Genomic DNA, 17136 nt, shown 5'->3' with positions numbered 1-17136 from the left:
TCAGAACTCGCCCGAGTAGAGCATGTCGCCGCGGCGGTTCTCGGCGAAGCACGCTTCGGTGGGCGCGTCGCAGCGCGGCTTTTCCTCGCCCAGGCTGACGGACTCGATCTGCGATTCGCGGGCGCCCAGCAGCAGCAGCGCCTGCTTGACCACGTCGGCGCGCTTCTGGCCCAGTGCGAGGTTGTACTCGCGGCTGCCGCGCTCGTCGGTGTTGCCCTGGATCAGCATCTTCATCTGCGGATTCTGCACCAGGAAGCGGGCGTGGGCTTCGATCAGCGGCTTGGCTTCCGGCTGGATGACGTAGCTGTCGAAGTCGAAGAACACGCTGCGCTTGGACAGGATGTTGTTCGGGTCGGTCAGTGCGGCGATGCCCGAGCCGGCGGCGCTGTCGGCTGTGACGGTGGCGACGCCGGTGCCCGAGCGGTCTTCGACCTGGGCTGCAGTATCGGTGGGGCCGGTGCTCGAGCACGCGGCCAGGATCAGCGACAGCAGGGCGGGGATTGCAAGCTTCTTCATGTGTGATGCTCCGGTATGTCTGGTTTTGAGACAGCAGTGGTTGTTACAGCTTTGTTATTGCCGTGGCTGCGGACCCCAGGCGGGTTCGCGGACATCGGCGGCCTTCACCGTCAGGCGCTGCTTGATCCGCCCATCCGACGACACCGCCGACAGCACGCCCCGTCCGCCGCTTTCGGTGGCGTAGAGGATCATGCGGCCGTTGGGGGCGAAGCTGGGCGATTCGTCGCGTGCCGAATCGGTGAGGATCGTTGTCTGGCGGGAGGCGAGGTCCTGCACGGCCACCTGGAAGCGGCCGCCGTTGCGGGTGATGAAGGCAAGCAGCTTGCCGTCCGCCGACAGGCGCGGACTGACGTTGTAGTTGCCGTCGAAAGTCACCCGCTGGGCGCTGCCGCCGCCAGCGGAGATACGGTAGATCTGCGGACTGCCGCCGCGATCGGAAGTGAAGTAGATGTTGTTGTCCCGGCCCCAGAAGGGCTCGGTGTCGATGCCGGACGAACTGGCCAGGCGGCGCACGCCCGAACCGTCGGCGTTGAGCACGTAGAGCTGCGACTGGCCGTCCTTGGTCAGCACCACCGCAAGCTGGCTGCCGTCGGGCGACCAGGTGGGGGCGGAGTTGGAGCCCTTGAAGTTGGAGACGACACGGCGCTGGCCGGTGGCGAGCGTGTGCACGTAGATGATCGGCTTCTTCTGCTCGAACGAGACGTAGGCCAGGCGCTGACCGTCCGGCGACCAGGCGGGCGAGATGATGGGTTCGCGCGAGCGCAGCGCGGTGGCCGCGTTCATGCCGTCGGCGTCGGCGACCTGCAGCTCGAAGTTGGGGCCGCTCTTGACCACGTAGGCGATGCGGGTGGAGAAGTAGCCGGGCTGGCCGGTGAGCTTTTCGTAGACGAAGTCGGCGATGCGGTGGCCGACGAGGCGATTCTGCGAGGCCGTCATCGGCAGCGCCATGGCGCCGAGCTCGAGCTGGGTCTGGGTGTCGAACAGGCGGAAGCGCACTTCGTAGCGGCCGCTGCCCTGGGCGATGACGCTGCCGGTCAGCACCGCGTCGGCGCCGCGGCCGCGCATCGCCGGCAGATCGGGCATGACGGATTCCGGCAGTGCCAGCGGGCCGAGGTCGACCAGGCTGAACAGCCCGCTGCGATCGAGGTCGGCGCGCACCACGTCGGTGACGCTGTTGGGCAACTGGCCCTCGTGCTCGAAGATCGGAATGATCACCGGAAAGCGCGAGGCGCCGGCGCCGGTGATCTCGATCGAAAGCTGCGCGCGCGCGCCCAGCGCGAAGCCGGCCAGCATGATGGCCAGCAAGAATCGGAAGAGGGTCAGGGTTCGTGTCATGTGAGGCTGCTCCAGCCGCAGATTATATCGATGGATTAAATAGATAAAGCGTGCTTAGTTGTCGGCCAGCGGTCGGAATCTGAGTTCGAGCGTGCGCTGGAACAGAGCCGGGTTCGAAGGCGTGGGCAAGGGATCCGAGGCCAGGATCGCGCGCTCGATGGCCTGGTCCAGCGCGGGTACGCCGGATGAGCGCTTGAGCCGCACGGCGAGCACGACGCCGGTCGGAGTCTGATCGACCTCGAAAACCGCTTCCGGGTTTCCCGACAGCCCCGGCGGCGGCAACAGCTTGCCGCGTACCTTGGTGCGGATCGCATTCACGTACTTGTCCATGTCGCCCTGCGCGCCGGCGCGGGCGGCTTCCTGCCGCAGCATGCCTTCGAGCCGGGCGTCCTGCGCGGCCTGCGTTTCCTTTGCCAGCAATTCCTTCATGTAGTCGTCCTGCGCAGGCTTGGGCTGAGGCTTGGCCGGAGGTTTCGGCTCCGGTTTCGGCTGAGGCTTGGGCTCCGGCTTCGGTGCGGGCTTCGGCTCCGGTTTGGGTTCCGGTTTCTTCGGTTCGGGTTTCGGGGCCGGTTTCGGTTCCGGTTTCGGTGGCTCCGGTTTTTTCTCCGGCGCCTTGGTGGCGATCTCGGGCGCGGGTGCCGGCTTGGGCGGTTCGGGCTTCGGCGCCGGTTTCGGTTCGGGCTTGGGAGGCGGCGGTTCCGGCTTGGGCTCGGGTTTCGGTTCCGGCTTGGGTTCGGGCTTCGGCGCCGGTTCGGGCTTCGGTGCCGGCTTCGGCGCGGGCGCGGCCATTTCGGGCGCGCTGACGAGCCCGACTTCGAGCCCGGCCGGCGGCGGGCTTTGCCAGCGGATGCCGAAGAACAGGAACAGGAACAAGCCCAGATGGACCGCGACGGTCAGTCCGAGCGACCGCCATTTGCCCGGTGCCTTGCGGGGCGGTACGACGCGATCCCTCATTTCTGTGGCGCGCTGCTCTGGGTGATCAGGCTGATCCGGCGCACGCCGGCGCCGCGGGCGACTTCGAGCACGTCGATCACCTTCTGGTAGTTCAGCGTGTTGTGGGCGGCGACGAGGAAGGCCTGCTCGGGGTTCTTCTCCAGCGCTTCCAGCAGCGCGGGCTGGAGCTGGTCGTTGCGCAGGGCGCGGGAGCTGCCGCTGATGCTGGCGCGCAGCGCGAGCTGACCCTCGGCGTCCACTTCGATGACGAGCGCTTCGGCCTGCGGCGGCGGGGTGCCCGCGCCGGCCGACGGCACTTCGATGGTGCCGTGCTGGATCATCGGCGCCGTGACCATGAAGATCACCAGCAGCACCAGCATCACGTCGATGTAGGGGACGACGTTGATCTGGTTCATCAGGCGGCGTTGACGCATGGTGGTCCTCCGTGTCCGTCAGCGCAGGTTGCGCTGCAGGATGTTGGAAAACTCCTCGATGAAGCTCTCGAAGCGGATGCCCAGGCGGTCGATGTCGTGCGCGAAGCGGTTGTAGGCGACGACGGCCGGAATCGCCGCGAACAGGCCGATCGCGGTCGCCACCAGCGCTTCGGCAATGCCGGGGGCGACCTGGGCGAGCGTGGCCGAGCCGACGCTGGACAGCCCGCGGAAGGAATTCATGATGCCCCACACGGTGCCGAGCAGGCCGATGTAGGGCGACACCGAGCCGACCGAGGCGAGGAAGGCGAGGTGGGCTTCGAGGTCATCGACCTCGCGCTGGTAGGTCGCGCGCATCGCCCGCCGCGCGCCGTCGAGGATGGCCGGGTGGTCGTGGCCCTTGGCCCGCAGCTTGGTGTATTCGCGGTAGCCCGACTCGAAGATGCGTTCCATGCCGCCGTTTTCGTTGCGGGTGGCGGCGTCGAACAAGGTGTTGAGATCGCCGCCGCTCCAGAAGTCGCGCTCGAACTCGTCGGTCTCGGTGCGGGCGGCGCGAATCTGGAACCATTTGCGGAAGATCCAGTACCAGGACATCAGCGACAGTGTCGCGAGCAAGGCCATGACGAGCTGGACGAGGACGCTGGCCTGGCTGATGAGGCTGAGGATGGAGAGGTCGTGGGTGACGGTCATGCTAGGCTTTCGAAGTGGGCATGGAGATTGGCGTACAGCGGGGCCGGAATCTGCACCGGCTTCTGCCGGCGCTGGTCGATGCAGGCGATTAGGACTTGGGCGGTGAACAGAGTTGCCCGCCGCGCCGGATTTCCTGGTCGAACACCAGGCTGGCGCGGCGCAGGGTGGCGATGCGGCTGACGACCTGCAGGACGTCGTCGAGGCGGGCGGGCTGCAGATAGTCCGCCTTGACCGAGCGCACGACGAAGGCGATGCCCGCCGAATCCAGCAGCGCCTGCTGCTCGACGCCGAGTGCGCGCAGCCATTCGGTGCGCGCCCGTTCGCAGAAGCGCAGGTAGTTGGCGTAGTAGACGACGCCGCCGGCGTCGGTGTCCTCGTAATAGACGCGCACCGGCAGGGCGAACGAAGCCGCCGTGGACGGCAGGCCCCGTGGCAGGCGATCCTGCGGCAGGCGATCCTGCGGTGGCGAGGCGGCGGCAATTTCTGGTTGCATCGCAGCATTCTATCCGAGCCTGTGGGGCCGTCCAGTGGCGCGTGAAGATGCGGACATTTACAAAACGTAATCCCTGCGAATGGCCGTGCGCGGGCCGGTTTCCGCAGGCGGATTGCGGGAAATGCTATCCTCCGAAAGGGTTCCTGGAGCCCGTGGTCAATACTTGGGACGAAGCACAGCGTGGCACTTTCCTTTTTCGGCCGGAAACGGCCGGGCGGTGAGCGGCAGACCGGGCTGGCCGAGGATCTCGGCGAAACCGGGCGTCCGCCACCGACCGTGCTGTCCGAACTCGATTTCAGCGGCACCGGGGCCGAGCGCGGCCTCTCCGTGGCCGCGGGCGGGGTCGAGGTCCAGGAGGTCGGGACCGGCATCGGTGCGGCGTTCGAAGAGGCGGCGATCCTCTACGCCAACGGCAGCGTGGCCGAGGCCGAGCAGGTGCTGACGGCGACGCTCGACGATCCGAAGGCGACGACGGGCGAGGGGCTGTGGATGATGCTGCTGGATCTGTATCGCCTGACCGGCCAGCGTGAGCGCTTCGAGGCGCGCGTGCTCGACTACGCCATGCGCTTCGAGCGTTCGCCGCCGCCGTGGGTGGATCTGTCGCCCCGGGGAGGGCGTACGGGCGGGGAGCGCATGCCGGCGGTCGGCTTGTCCGGCGACCTGGGCGGCCAGGGCGAAACCCAGTTGAAGCAGATCGCAGCCGTTGCGCGGCGCAGTGGGGCCGTGCGCATCGATGTCGGCAAGCTGCGCAAGGTATCGGACGCCGGCTGTGCTGCCTTGCTGGGGCTGCTCGAGGCCCTGCTGGCCGAGCGGATCAAGCTCAGCCTGTCGAGCGTCGAACCGTTCATCGAGGATCTGGCGCGGCGGGCCGTCGTCGGCCAGGCGGAAGGGCGCGATACCTGGCTGTTGCTGCTCGAATTGTTGCAATTCACCGGCGACCAGGAACGCTTCGAGAACCTCGCCATCGATTACGCGGTGACCTTCGAGGAGTCGCCGCCATCATGGAAAGGGATCGCGGTGGCGGTGCCGAAACGCGCCGAGGCCGATACCGATGCGGCCCTGGAGGGCGATGTGCCCCGCTTGTGCGGCGAACTGTGCGGGGCCTCGAACGAGTCGCTGAAACGGCTCGCCGGCCTCGCCGCGGACCGCAAGGAACTGAAGGTGGATTGCGCCGGGCTGCTCCGGGTCGATTTCGTCTGCGCGGGCCTGCTGTTCAACATTCTCGCCACGGTCAAGGCACAAGGTAAAACTCGTGACCCTTTTCAACGTCAATGCCATGGTGGCGGCGCTGCTGCGCGTCATGAGCGTCGACCAGGTCGCGCACGTCACGCTGCGCCACTGAAATCTATCTAGCAACGCCGGCCGCGAGCCGGCGGGGAATCGTCATGGAACAATATCGCGGTACAACCATCCTGTCGGTGCGGCGCGGCAATCGCGTCGCCCTCGGCGGCGACGGCCAGGTCACGCTGGGCAACATCGTCATCAAGGCTTCGGCGCGCAAGGTGCGCACGCTGTACGACGGCCAGATCCTGGCCGGCTTCGCCGGCGGCACGGCCGACGCCTTCACGCTGTTCGAACGCTTCGAAGCCAAGCTCGACAAGCACCAGGGCAACCTGCTGCGCTCGGCGGTGGAACTGGCCAAGGACTGGCGCACCGACCGCATGCTGCGCCGGCTGGAAGCGATGCTGGCGGTCGCCGACCGCGACCACTCGCTGATCATCACCGGCAACGGTGACGTGCTCGAGCCCGAGCAGGGCATCGTCGCCATCGGCAGCGGCGGCGCCTATGCGCAGTCGGCGGCGCGCGCGCTGATCGAGAACACCGAACTGGCACCGGCCGAAGTCGTCTCCAAGGCGCTCGGCATCGCCGCCGACCTGTGCATCTACACCAATCACCATCACACCATCGAAGTGCTGGATTGAGAGCGAACGCATGACCCAGATGACCCCGCCGGAGATCGTCTCCGAACTCGACAAGCACATCGTCGGCCAGGACAAGGCCAAGAAGGCCGTCGCCATCGCCCTGCGCAACCGCTGGCGCCGCGCCCAGGTGGAGGAGCCGCTGCGCAGCGAGATCACGCCCAAGAACATCCTGATGATCGGCCCCACCGGCGTCGGCAAGACCGAGATCGCCCGCCGCCTGGCGCGCCTGGCGAACGCACCCTTCATCAAGATCGAGGCGACCAAGTTCACCGAAGTGGGCTACGTCGGCCGCGACGTGGACACCATCATCCGCGACCTGATGGAAATCGCCATCAAGGACGGCCGCGAGCGGGCGATGAAGCGGGTGCGCGACCGCGCCCTCGACGCCGCCGAGGACCGTGTGCTCGACGCCCTGCTGCCGCCGGCGCGGGCGATGGGCTTCAATGCCGAACCCGAGCCGGTGCAGGATACGGCGACGCGGCAGAAATTCCGCAAGAAGCTGCGCGAAGGCGAACTCGACGACAAGGAGATCGAGATCGAAGTGGCGGCGCCGTCGATGCAGGCCGAGATCTTCGCGCCGCCGGGCATGGAGGAACTGACCCAGCAGATCCAGGGCATGTTCCAGAACCTGGGCGGCGGCCGCAAGAAGCAGCGCAAGCTGAAGATCCGCGAAGCGCTGAAGCTGCTCGCCGACGAGGAGGCCGCGCGCATGATCAACGACGAAGAGGTCAAGCTCGAAGCGGTGCGCTCGGTGGAGCAGAACGGCATCGTCTTCCTCGACGAAGTCGACAAGATCGCCGCGCGCAGCGATGCCCATGGCGCCGACGTGTCGCGCCAGGGCGTGCAGCGCGACCTGCTGCCGCTGGTCGAAGGCACGACGATCTCGACCAAGTACGGCATGATCAAGACCGACCACGTCCTGTTCATCGCCAGCGGCGCCTTCCACCTGTCGAAGCCGAGCGACCTGATCCCGGAATTGCAGGGCCGCTTCCCGATCCGCGTCGAACTCGAATCGCTGTCGGTCGGCGATTTCGAGCGCATCCTCACCAGCACCGACGCCTGCCTGACGCGCCAGTACGAAGCCTTGCTGGCGACCGACGGCGTCGAACTGGCGTTCACGCCCGACGGCATCCGCCGGCTGGCGGAAATCGCCTACCAGGTGAATGAAAAGACCGAGAACATCGGCGCCCGCCGCCTGTAGCACGGTGATGGAGAAGCTGCTCGAAGAGCTGTCCTTCGAAGCCGGCAAGGCCACGCTCGGCAAGGTCGTGATCGATGCGGCCTACGTCGACGGCCGGCTCGACATGCTGGCTCAGCGGGAAGACCTGGCGCGCTACGTGCTCTGAGCGAATCCTTCGCTGCGTGCGCCCCGGAAGCGGATGAGATCCGCTGCCCGGGGCGTTCCCGTTCATGGACGTGGCTTCCTTTCTGCGAATTTCCCATGCTGATCCGAATCGTCGAAATTCTCTTCCCGCTCTTCGCGATCACCGCGCTGGGCTATTTCGTCGGCCGCCGCGTCAAGCCGGACCTGTCGCACGCCAACAAGCTGAACATGGACGTGTTCGTGCCGGCGCTGGTGTTCGCGGCGCTCGCCAACAAGGCTTTCGACGTCAGCGCCTACCTGCCGCTGATCCTTGCCACCACGCTGATGGTGGTCGGCTCCGGCCTGGTTGCCTGGGCCGTGGCGCGGGTGGCCGGCATCGAGCCGAAGACCCTGGTGCCACCGATCATGTTCAACAACTGCGGCAACCTCGGCCTGCCGCTGGCCGTGCTGGCCTTCGGCGAAGCCGCGCTGGCGCCGATGGTGGTCCTGTTCATGGTCTCGAACCTGATCCACTTCTCGTTCGGCGCCTGGCTATTCGACCATCGCGTCAATGTGTTCCCGGTCTGGAAAGTGCCGTCGGTGATGGCGACCTTCCTGGGCATCGCCGTCAGCCTGACCCAGTTCGAAGTCTGGCCGCCGCTGCTGACCGCGATCCGCATGCTCGGCGAAATCTCGATTCCGCTGATGCTGTTCGGCCTCGGCGTGCGCCTGGCGGGTTCGCGCATCGACTCGATCGGCTTCGGGCTTTTCGGCGCCGTGCTGCGCCCGGTCGTCGGCATGGCGCTGGCGTGGGCGATCATGCTGGTGATCGAGCTGCCGCCGCGCGAGCAGGCGCTGCTGCTGGTATTCGGTGCGCTGCCGCCGGCGGTCCTCAACTACATGTTCGCCGAGCGCTACGGCCAGGAGCCGGACAAGGTGGCCTCGATGGTGCTGATCGGCAACGTCGCCGCCGTGCTGTTCCTGTCGATCGCGCTGGCCATGGTGCTGGACTGACGTGAGCACCCTCCGGCCCAGGCGGGGCAATCTTTACGCGCCGCTGCCCGCGGCGGGAGCCGACGAGGATTTCCACACCTTGTTCGCCGGCGCAGCCTGCCGGGTCGAGCGCATCGTGTCGCACGGCCACGCCAGCCCGCCGGGCTTCTGGTACGACCAGGCCGAAGACGAATGGGTCGTGCTGTTGCAGGGCGAGGCCGAACTCGGTTTTGCCGACGGCCAGCGCATCGGATTGCTGCCGGGAGACTGGGTGGAACTCCCCGCCGGCTGCCGGCACCGGGTGGAGTCGACCGCGCCGGCCACCGTGTGGCTGGCCGTGCATTGCACACGCGGTACGAACCGATCGGGCTGACCGGCGAAGCGCCGGATCAGGGCAGGAGCCGGCTGGCGCCACGAGCCTGTTCGGTCAGTACCTGCAGTACCATGATGGCCCGGGTAGCGGCCCTGCCGGAGGCAAAGGGGGAATGAGGATGAGCGATCACATGCCTGACGACCTGTCTGCTGCGGGCAGGGACTTGAGAGCCTTCACCGATACCTTGCGCCCCCTGCATGGCGTGGTGCGCAACGTCCAAGGCGAGTGGGTGCTGCTGAGGCACGGATTGGTGGTGGAGGCGGCGCTGGACGATGAGCGCTTCTCCAACGCGGTGTCGAACCATCTGCAGATTCCGAACGGCCTGGATGGGGCCGAGCACACGGCATACCGGCAGGCCCTCGACGGCTTCCTCACCCCGGAGGCGCTGGCCCCCTTCCACGATGCATTCCGGCGGGTGGCGGCCGAACTGGTGGCGTCGCTGCCGAGGGGTGTTGCGATCGATGCGGTGTCCGAGGTGGGCGTGCGCTTTGCCGTGCGGGCGCAAAGCGCGTGGCTGGGCTGGCCGGCCGATCTCGAGGATCGCCTGGTGGATTGGGTTGCCGAGAACCATGCTGCGACGCGTTCGGGCGACAAGGCGTGGACGCGGAAGGTGGCGGAGGCCTTCGACGACCTGATCCGCTGCGTGCTGGCGCCGCGCCGCGGAACCGGGCGCGAGGACGGCGTCGAGGATGTCACCACCCGCCTGATGCGGACCGAAGTGAACGGCCGGCCTTTGACCGACGCCGAGATCGTGTCGGTGCTGCGGAACTGGACGGGCGGGGACCTGGGTTCGATCGCGCAGTGTGTCGGCGTGCTGGTCCATTACCTGGCGACGCACCCCGCGCTGCAGGAGCGCCTGCGCTCGGGCATTCCCGAGGCCGAGACCGATGCCGTCATCGACGAGATCCTTCGGATCGACGATCCCTTCGTGTCCAATCGCCGGGTGACGACCTGTCCCGTGACGATCGCTGGCGTGGCGCTGCCGCAAGGCGCGCGCGTGAAGCTGAACTGGACCTCCGCGAACCGCGACGAAGCGGTTTTCGGCGATCCGGACGCCCTGGACCCGGTGCGCAACGCCAGCCGCAACCTGGTGTACGGCATCGGCAGGCACGTGTGCCCCGGACGCTTGCTGGCAACGCTGGAGCTGCGCATCGCCTTGCAGGAATTGCTGACCGCAAGCTCGTCGATCGTGCTCGATCCGCGGCAAGCCGCCGAACGGGCGGTGTCTCCGGTCGGCGGCTGGCGCACGGTGCCGGTGGTGTTGGCCTAGGCTGGTTTCGGCCTTGGGCAACCGGGTGGAATGGGACAGGCACTCAGGCCGTCGTCCAGTTGCATGATTCATGGCCGCCCGGATTCATGATCGGGCCGGCTGGTTCGAGCCTCTAGAAGCTGCTGAAACGGTCGATCCGGCGGCGGTCGCGCTTGGTTGGGCGGCCGTGCAGGTCGGCGCCCGGCGTGGCGGCGAGCTTGCGCAGCTCGCGCGCCTTTTCGCGCTGTTCGGCGCTTTCCGGTGTTTCTTCGTACAAGGTCTGTGCGATCGCCGCGGAGCCGCGCTTGTCGGCGATCGCCCGCACGACGACGGTACGTGTTTCCTCGCCGATCGTGATATCGATGCGGTCGCCGGGCTTGACCTCGCGTGCAGGCTTGGCCGCGAGGCCGTTGAGCCTGACCTTGCCGCCATCCACCGCTTCCGTCGCTGCGGTGCGGTGCTTGAAGAAACGGGCGGCCCACAGCCATTTGTCCAGGCGGGTGCGGGCGGTGTCGGCGGCGGGACGGTCGGGCATGGCGGTTGCGGAGATCTGAAAAAGGACACGGGGCCACCGACATTATCGATGGCCCCGTGCATGGGGGCAAAGGCTCAAGCGCTGCAGTGCTACGCGGCCCGGCCCGGCCTGGCCTGGCGCGGCCCGACTTATCCGATCATCCCGGCGCCGACGGTGTTGTTGGTGCTTTCGTCGATGATGATGAAGGCGCCGGTGGCGCGGTTGTCCGCATAGCGGTCGGCGACGATGGGCTGGGCGAGCTTGAGCGTGACGCGGGCGATGTCGTTCATCGCCAGGCCGGTCGCGGCTTCGTGTTCCAGCGTGTTCACGTCCAGGCGGTAGTCGATCTTGGCGAGTTTGGCCTTCACTTCACGCGTGGTGTGGCGCACGAGATAGGTGCGCGCCGGCGACAGCGGCGCTTCGGCCAGCCAGCAGACGGTGGCGTCGATCTGCTTGACCGGCTCGGGCGCTTCGGCGGACTTGACGATGAGGTCGCCGCGCGAGATGTCGATCTCGTCTTCCAGCAGCAGCGCCACCGACTGTTCGTGGATCGCGCGCTCCAGCGGCACGCCGCCGATCTCGATCCGCCTGACCTTGCTGGTGGCGCCCGAAGGCAGCACCGTGACGGCGTCGCCGACGGCGATCTCGCCCGACTCCACCCGGCCCATGAAGCCACGGTAGTCGTGCAGTTCGGGATTGGCCGAGTCCTGCGGGCGGCAGACGAACTGCACCGGGAAGCGGAAGTCCTCGGCCTGTTCGGTGTGGGCTGCAGGGGCGTTCTCGAGGATGTCGAGCAGCGTGGGGCCGTCGTACCAGGACAGGCGATCGCCGCGGTCGACGATCATGTCGCCGGCCAGCGCCGAGATCGGGATGAAGCGCACGTCCTTGATGCCGAGCTTGTCGGCGAAGGCGAGGTAGTCGGCCTTGATGCGCTCGAACACGGCCTGGTCGTAGTCGACCAGGTCCATCTTGTTGACCGCGACCAGCAGGTGCGGGATGCCGACCAGGCTGGCGAGGTAGGAGTGGCGGCGGGTCTGGGTCAGCACGCCCTTGCGTGCATCGACCAGGATGATGGCCAGGTTGGCGGTGGAGGCCGCGGTGACCATGTTGCGGGTGTACTGCTCGTGGCCCGGTGCGTCGGCGATGATGTACTTGCGCCGGCCGGTGGAGAAATAGCGGTAGGCGACGTCGATGGTGATGCCCTGCTCGCGCTCGGCCTGCAGGCCGTCGGTGAGCAGCGACAGGTCGACCGCGCTCATGCCGCGCTTGGCCGAGGTCTTCTCGATGGCGTTGAGGGTGTCGGCGAGGATGGTCTTGCTGTCGAACAGCAGGCGGCCGATCAGGGTGCTCTTGCCGTCATCGACGCTGCCGCAGGTCAGGAAGCGCAGCAGGCCGTTGTCGATCTCGGGCAGTTGTTCGGGGGCGGACATGGTCATGATTCCTTCAAGCTTTCTTCAGATTCGGTAGCAGTGCGCAGTGGGCGGTGCTGCTCGTTCAGAAATACCCTTCCTTCTTGCGCTGCTCCATCGAGGCTTCGGAGGTCTGGTCGTCCATCCGCGTCGCGCCGCGCTCGGTGATCGTCGTCGTCGCCGTCTCGGCCAGGATCTTCTCCACCGTGTCGGCATCCGACTCGACCGGCGCCGTGCAGGTGATGTCGCCGACGGTGCGGAAGCGCACCTGGACGTCTTCGACCTTGTCGCCCGGCCTGGCCGGCGTCAGTTCGGTCACCGGCTGCAGCAGGCCGTTCTTGCGCACCACCGGGCGGACGTGGGCGAAATAGATCGACGGCAGCTCCAGCTGCTCGCGCTGGATGTACTGCCACACGTCCAGCTCCGTCCAGTTGCTGATCGGGAAGGCGCGGATGTTCTCGCCCTTGTGGCTGCGGGCGTTGTACAGGTTCCACAGCTCCGGGCGTTGGTTCTTCGGGTCCCATTGGCCGAACTCGTCGCGGAAGCTCATGATCCGCTCCTTGGCGCGCGCCTTCTCCTCGTCGCGGCGGGCGCCGCCGATGCAGGCGTCGAAACCGAATTCCTCGATCGCTTCCAGCAGCGTCACCGACTGGTGCTTGTTGCGCGACTCGTCGGCATGCTTCAGCACCACGGTGCCGCGCGCCATCGAATCCTCCACCGAACGCACGATCAGGCGCTCGCCCAGCTCGGCGGCGCGCTTGTCGCGGAAGTCGGTCACTTCCTTGTAGTTGTGGCCGGTGTCGATGTGCATCAGCGGGAAGGGAAAGCGGCCCGGGCGGAAGGCCTTCTCGGCCAGGCGCAGCAGGCAGATCGAATCCTTGCCGCCGGAGAACAGCAGCACCGGGTTCGAGCACTGGCCGGCGACTTCGCGCAGGATGTGTATGGCTTCGGCTTCGAGCCAGTCGAGATGGGAAAGCGTCTGTTTGGTCAGCGTCGACATGATGTGATTACCGTTGCGAATGCGTGTTCGGGGGCGCGAGGGAGTGTACGGGAACAGGCTTCAGCCTTTCTTGGCGTGAAGGCCGCATTCCTTGGTTTCGGGATCTTCCCACCACCAGCGTCCGGCGCGGACGTCCTCGCCCAGGGCGATGGCGCGCGTACAGGGGGCACAGCCGATGCTGGGATAGAACTGGTCGTGCAGCGCGTTGTAGGGCACCTCGTTGATGCGGATGTAGGCCCACACCTCGGTCTCGCTCCAGTCCGACAGCGGGTTGAGCTTTTCCAGGCCGTTGCCCTGGTCGAACTCGCGCAAGGGCAGGCCGCTGCGGGTCACCGACTGGGCGGCGCGCAGGCCGGTGATCCAGGCTTTCTTGCCGGCCAGGGCGCGGCGCAGGGGCTCCATCTTGCGCACGCCGCAACAGCCCTTGCGCAGCTCGATCGAGTCGTAGAAGGCATTGATGCCGTGGCTGCGGACGAAGTTTTCCACCGACGCGGAGTCGGGGAAGAAGACTTTCAGCCTGGTGCCGTAGCGCTGCTCGACTTCGCCCATCAGCGTGTAGGTCTCCGCCGGCAGGCGGCCGGTATCGAGCGAGAAGACTTCGATCGGCAGCGCGTTCGACAGGATCAGGTCGGTCAGCACCATGTCCTCGGCGCCGAAGCTGTTGGCGAAGGTGAGCTCGCCGGCCGTGCCGAACTCCGCCACCGACTCGCGCAGCAGGGCGAGCGCGGCAGCGGCCTTGGCGCCGACCGTGGCGCGCAGGGCGTCGCTCAGCTCGGGCCGGGTCGCCGGATTGCCGGGGGGCGGACGCAGCAGGGAGACGCTGGCGTTCATCAGGCGGCGTCCTTCTGCAGCGGGGTGCGCGTCTGGCGGCGGAACAGCGGCTCGGGCACGTCGACGGCGCCCTGGTAGGGATTGCTGAAAGCCTTCAGGCTGGTCAGCGCGGCTTCGAGCTGGGCGGTGGTGTATTTGCCTTCGCTCGGCTGCAGCACGCTGAAGCCGCAGCGCAGCATGAAGAAGAACTGGTCGCGCAGCACGTCGCCGATCGCGCGCAGCTCGCCGCCATAGCCGAGGCGGGTGCGCAGCAGCGTGGCGATCGAATAGCCGCGGCCGTCGGCGAACTTGGGGAAGTCCACCGCGACCAGCTGCAGCGCCGGCAGGTCGGCTTCGAGGGCGAAGGGGTCTTCGTCGCCCGCCAGCCAGACGCCGAGCACGCCGGCTTCGGCCTTCGGCAGCAGTTCGTCGCGGCGCGCCTGCCACACGGCCAGCGGCACGATGATGCGGCCGGCGGGCAGCGCGACGTCGGCCGCGGCCTCGCCTTCGGCCAGGCGCAGCACCTGCCAGTCGTCGGGCTGGATGAGGCCGTTCTTGATGATGTCAGACATTGGCGGTCTCCCGGGCTTCGATGCGTGCAGTGCGCTCGGCATAGACGCGGGTCTTGAACGAGTCGATGCCGATGCGGCGCACGGTGTCGATGAAGCGTTCGTCTTCGTGGCGGTTGTCGATGTAGTTGTTGATCAGCGAAGTGATCACGTCCGGCATTTCGGCGGCGGCGAAGGACGGGCCGATCACCTTGCCCAGCGAGGCCTGGTTGCCCTGCGAGCCGCCGATCGTCACCTGGTAGAACTCCTGGCCGTTCTTGTCGACGCCGAGAATGCCGATGTGGCCGACGTGGTGGTGGCCACAGGCGTTCATGCAGCCGGAGATGTTCAGTTCGAGCTCGCCGAGGTCGTACAGGTAGTCGAGGTCGGTGAAGCGGTCCTGGATCGCGTTGGCGATCGGGATCGACTTGGCGTTGGCCAGTGCACAGAAGTCGCCGCCGGGGCAGGAGATGATGTCCGTCAGCAGGCCGACGTTCGGCGTCGCCAGGCCCAGCTCGCGCGCCTGCTGCCAGACCTCGAACAGGTCGGCTTCGCGCACGCTGGCGAGCAGCACGTTCTGTTCGTGGGTGTTGCGCACTTCGCCGAAGGCATGGCGGTCGGCGAGGTCGGCGATGGCATCGAACTGCTCGGCGGTGAGGTCGCCCGGCGCCACGCCATAGGGCTTCAGCGACAGCACCACGCTGGCATAGCCCTGCACCTGGTGGGCGCGCACGTTGCGCCGTGCCCAGGCGGCGAAGGCCTTGTTCTCCGCCAGCTGGGCGCGATAGCCGGTGTCCTGCGGCAGCGGCGCCAGCACCGGATCGTCGAAGCGGCCGGCGACACGGTCGATCTCGGCCTGCGTCAGCGTCGACGGGCCGTCCTTCAGATGGACGAACTCGGCCTCGACCTGGCGGGCGAATTCTTCCACGCCCAGGGCCTTCACCAGGATCTTGATGCGCGCCTTGTAGGCGTTGTCGCGGCGGCCGTGCAGGTTATAGACGCGCAGGACGGCGCTGCAATAGTTGAGGATCTGCTGCCAGGGCACGAAGGCGGAGACTTCCGCGCCGATGATCGGCGTACGGCCCAGGCCGCCACCCACCAGCACGCGGAAGCCCAGTTCGCCGGCCTCGTTGTACACCAGGTCCAGGCCGATGTCGTGCGCCTGGATCAGCGCGCGGTCCTGCTTGGCGCCATTCACCGCGATCTTGAACTTGCGCGGTAGGAAGGCGAATTCCGGATGGAAGGTGCTCCACTGGCGCAGGATCTCGCACCACGGGCGCGGATCGGCGATCTCGTCGGCGGCGACGCCGGCGAAGGGGTCGGAGGTGACGTTGCGGATGCAGTTGCCCGAAGTCTGGATGGCGTGCATCTGCACGCTGGAGAGCAGGCCGAGGATCTCGGGCACGTCTTCCAGCTTGGGCCAGTTGAACTGGATGTTGTGGCGCGTGGTGACGTGGGCGTAGCCGTGGTCGTAGCGGCGGGCGATGTGGCCCAGCATGCGCAGCTGCCTGGAATCCAGGTTGCCGTAGGGCACGGCGATGCGCAGCATCGGCGCATGGCGCTGGATGTAGATGCCGTTCTGCAGCCGCAGCGGACGGAACTCGTCCTCGCTCAGTTCGCCGGCGAAGTAGCGCCGGGTCTGATCGGCGAACTGGGCGACGCGCTCGTCGACGATGCGCTGGTCGTATTCGTCGTATCTGTACATGGGGTTCGTCTCTCTGGGTTCGGGGATTCGTTGGCGCAGGCCACATGCCTGCGCCGTGGTGTCAGTGGGCGATCAGCTTGGCGCCGACCAGCACCAGCATGGTGGCCAGGATCGGGCGCAGGAAGTGGTCGGGCACCTTGGTCGAGATGTGGCTGCCGAGCCAGATGCCGGGCAGCGAGCCGACCAGCAGGCTGCCCAGCAGCAGCCAGTCGACGCTGCCCAGCATCCAGTGGCCGATGCCGGCGACGGCGGTCAGCGGCACGGCGTGGGCGATGTCCGAGCCGACGATGCGCAGCGCGGGCATCGTCGGGTACAGGAAGAACAGCGCGGTGACGCCGAGCGCGCCGGCGCCCACCGACGAGATCGACACCAGCACGCCCAGGATTGCGCCGGTCACGATGGTGAGGCGCGCGGTGCGCGCCGGATCGGGCTCACCGCCGAAGCGGGCGAGGGCGAAAGCCTGGATGCGCTTGCGGAAGATCAGGGCGACGGCGGTCAGCACCAGGGCGACACCGAGCGCCACCTTGATCAGGCTGGCGGCGCCTTCGATGCCGCCCGGCGCGTAGCGGCCGACCAGGATCAGCGTGATCGCCGCGGCCGGGATGCTGCCGGTGGCCAGCAGCCGGGTGATCTTCCAGTCCACCGTGCCCTTGAGGCCGTGGGCGAGCGTACCCCCCGCCTTGGTGATGGCGGCGTACAGCAGGTCGGTGCCGACCGCGACCGACGGATGGATGCCGAACATCAACACCAGCAGCGGCGTCATCAGCGAGCCGCCGCCGACGCCGGTCAGGCCGACGATGGCGCCCACGGCGAATCCGGCAAGGGTGTACGCAAAATCCATGAAGGGCATCCTGTGAAGTGCGCGGATCGTAGAGGTTTGGCTTAGCCATATAAAGCGGTTTGCGGTTAGAC

17 protein-coding genes and 2 pseudogenes are annotated in these 17136 nt (G+C 67.3%); 6 read left to right on the top strand and 13 right to left on the bottom strand.

Features of this window, described 5'->3' with window-relative positions; translation table 11 throughout:
- The 6 genes and pseudogenes from pal to ybgC all read right to left on the bottom strand — a co-directional run bounded on the left by pal (position 1) and on the right by ybgC (position 4398).
- A complete protein-coding gene (gene pal, locus AAFL97_RS18440) occupies positions 1–516 on the bottom strand; it encodes a peptidoglycan-associated lipoprotein Pal (protein WP_263462032.1) in 516 nt (171 codons plus the stop codon).
- A gap of 54 nt (positions 517–570) precedes the next feature.
- Complete coding sequence (gene tolB / locus AAFL97_RS18435) at positions 571–1851, bottom strand: Tol-Pal system beta propeller repeat protein TolB (RefSeq protein WP_341646147.1); 1281 nt, start codon at positions 1849–1851, stop codon at positions 571–573.
- A 54-nt stretch (positions 1852–1905) separates the two neighbouring features.
- Positions 1906–2805: an energy transducer TonB gene (locus tag AAFL97_RS18430; protein ID WP_341646146.1), complete on the bottom strand. Its 900-nt coding sequence runs from the start codon at positions 2803–2805 to the stop codon at positions 1906–1908.
- On the bottom strand, positions 2802–3218 hold the full coding sequence (locus AAFL97_RS18425) for an ExbD/TolR family protein (protein ID WP_341646145.1): 417 nt from the start codon (positions 3216–3218) through the stop codon (positions 2802–2804). The genes AAFL97_RS18430 and AAFL97_RS18425 overlap by 4 nt, the downstream gene beginning before the upstream one ends.
- 18 nt (positions 3219–3236) lie before the next feature.
- Positions 3237–3905, bottom strand: coding sequence for a protein TolQ (gene tolQ / locus AAFL97_RS18420; RefSeq protein ID WP_341646144.1), 669 nt, complete (start codon positions 3903–3905; stop codon positions 3237–3239).
- Positions 3902–4398: pseudogene (gene ybgC / locus AAFL97_RS18415) on the bottom strand (tol-pal system-associated acyl-CoA thioesterase). The gene tolQ and the pseudogene ybgC overlap by 4 nt, the downstream one beginning before the upstream one ends.
- A gap of 276 nt (positions 4399–4674) precedes the next feature.
- Between ybgC and AAFL97_RS18410 the strand changes: the two are divergent.
- The 6 genes and pseudogenes from AAFL97_RS18410 to AAFL97_RS18385 all read left to right on the top strand — a co-directional run bounded on the left by AAFL97_RS18410 (position 4675) and on the right by AAFL97_RS18385 (position 10259).
- Complete coding sequence (locus AAFL97_RS18410; protein ID WP_341646143.1) at positions 4675–5751, top strand: sulfate transporter; 1077 nt, start codon at positions 4675–4677, stop codon at positions 5749–5751.
- 32 nt (positions 5752–5783) lie between these two features.
- Entirely contained in the window at positions 5784–6320 is a 537-nt protein-coding gene (hslV, locus tag AAFL97_RS18405) for an ATP-dependent protease subunit HslV (protein WP_068639493.1), read from the top strand.
- 10 nt (positions 6321–6330) lie between these two features.
- Positions 6331–7666, top strand: a pseudogene (gene hslU / locus AAFL97_RS18400) (ATP-dependent protease ATPase subunit HslU).
- Between the two features lie 95 nt (positions 7667–7761).
- Positions 7762–8637: an AEC family transporter gene (locus tag AAFL97_RS18395; RefSeq protein WP_341646142.1), complete on the top strand. Its 876-nt coding sequence runs from the start codon at positions 7762–7764 to the stop codon at positions 8635–8637.
- 1 nt (position 8638) lies between these two features.
- Positions 8639–8989, top strand: coding sequence for a cupin domain-containing protein (locus tag AAFL97_RS18390; RefSeq protein ID WP_341646141.1), 351 nt, complete (start codon positions 8639–8641; stop codon positions 8987–8989).
- Between the two features lie 130 nt (positions 8990–9119).
- Positions 9120–10259: a cytochrome P450 gene (locus AAFL97_RS18385; RefSeq protein ID WP_341646140.1), complete on the top strand. Its 1140-nt coding sequence runs from the start codon at positions 9120–9122 to the stop codon at positions 10257–10259.
- A gap of 112 nt (positions 10260–10371) precedes the next feature.
- On the opposite strand, the gene AAFL97_RS18380 is transcribed toward AAFL97_RS18385, so the two are convergent.
- The 7 genes from AAFL97_RS18380 to AAFL97_RS18350 all read right to left on the bottom strand — a co-directional run bounded on the left by AAFL97_RS18380 (position 10372) and on the right by AAFL97_RS18350 (position 17065).
- Positions 10372–10773, bottom strand: a complete 402-nt coding sequence (locus AAFL97_RS18380; RefSeq protein WP_341646139.1) for an RNA-binding S4 domain-containing protein — start codon at positions 10771–10773, stop codon at positions 10372–10374.
- Between the two features lie 128 nt (positions 10774–10901).
- On the bottom strand, positions 10902–12182 hold the full coding sequence (gene cysN / locus AAFL97_RS18375) for a sulfate adenylyltransferase subunit CysN (RefSeq protein ID WP_341646138.1): 1281 nt from the start codon (positions 12180–12182) through the stop codon (positions 10902–10904).
- Positions 12183–12246: 64 nt separating this feature from the next.
- Entirely contained in the window at positions 12247–13161 is a 915-nt protein-coding gene (gene cysD, locus AAFL97_RS18370) for a sulfate adenylyltransferase subunit CysD (protein ID WP_263462046.1), read from the bottom strand.
- A gap of 60 nt (positions 13162–13221) precedes the next feature.
- A complete protein-coding gene (locus tag AAFL97_RS18365; protein WP_341646137.1) occupies positions 13222–13992 on the bottom strand; it encodes a phosphoadenylyl-sulfate reductase in 771 nt (256 codons plus the stop codon).
- Positions 13992–14543 carry a DUF934 domain-containing protein gene (locus AAFL97_RS18360; RefSeq protein ID WP_263462048.1) on the bottom strand — a complete coding sequence of 184 codons (552 nt, stop codon included), beginning with the start codon at positions 14541–14543 and terminating at the stop codon, positions 13992–13994. Before AAFL97_RS18360 ends, AAFL97_RS18365 begins: the two co-directional genes overlap by 1 nt.
- Positions 14536–16224 carry a nitrite/sulfite reductase gene (locus AAFL97_RS18355; protein WP_341646136.1) on the bottom strand — a complete coding sequence of 563 codons (1689 nt, stop codon included), beginning with the start codon at positions 16222–16224 and terminating at the stop codon, positions 14536–14538. The genes AAFL97_RS18360 and AAFL97_RS18355 overlap by 8 nt, the downstream gene beginning before the upstream one ends.
- A gap of 61 nt (positions 16225–16285) precedes the next feature.
- Positions 16286–17065: a sulfite exporter TauE/SafE family protein gene (locus tag AAFL97_RS18350; protein WP_263462050.1), complete on the bottom strand. Its 780-nt coding sequence runs from the start codon at positions 17063–17065 to the stop codon at positions 16286–16288.
- Positions 17066–17136 lie beyond the last annotated feature (71 nt).

Origin of the sequence: Thauera sp. SDU_THAU2, from assembly GCF_038260575.1 — a bacterium.
Taxonomy (GTDB): Bacteria; Pseudomonadota; Gammaproteobacteria; order Burkholderiales; family Rhodocyclaceae; genus Thauera.
The sequence above is the reverse complement of the archived record's forward strand: the minus strand, read 5'-3'. Positions and strand labels throughout refer to the sequence as shown.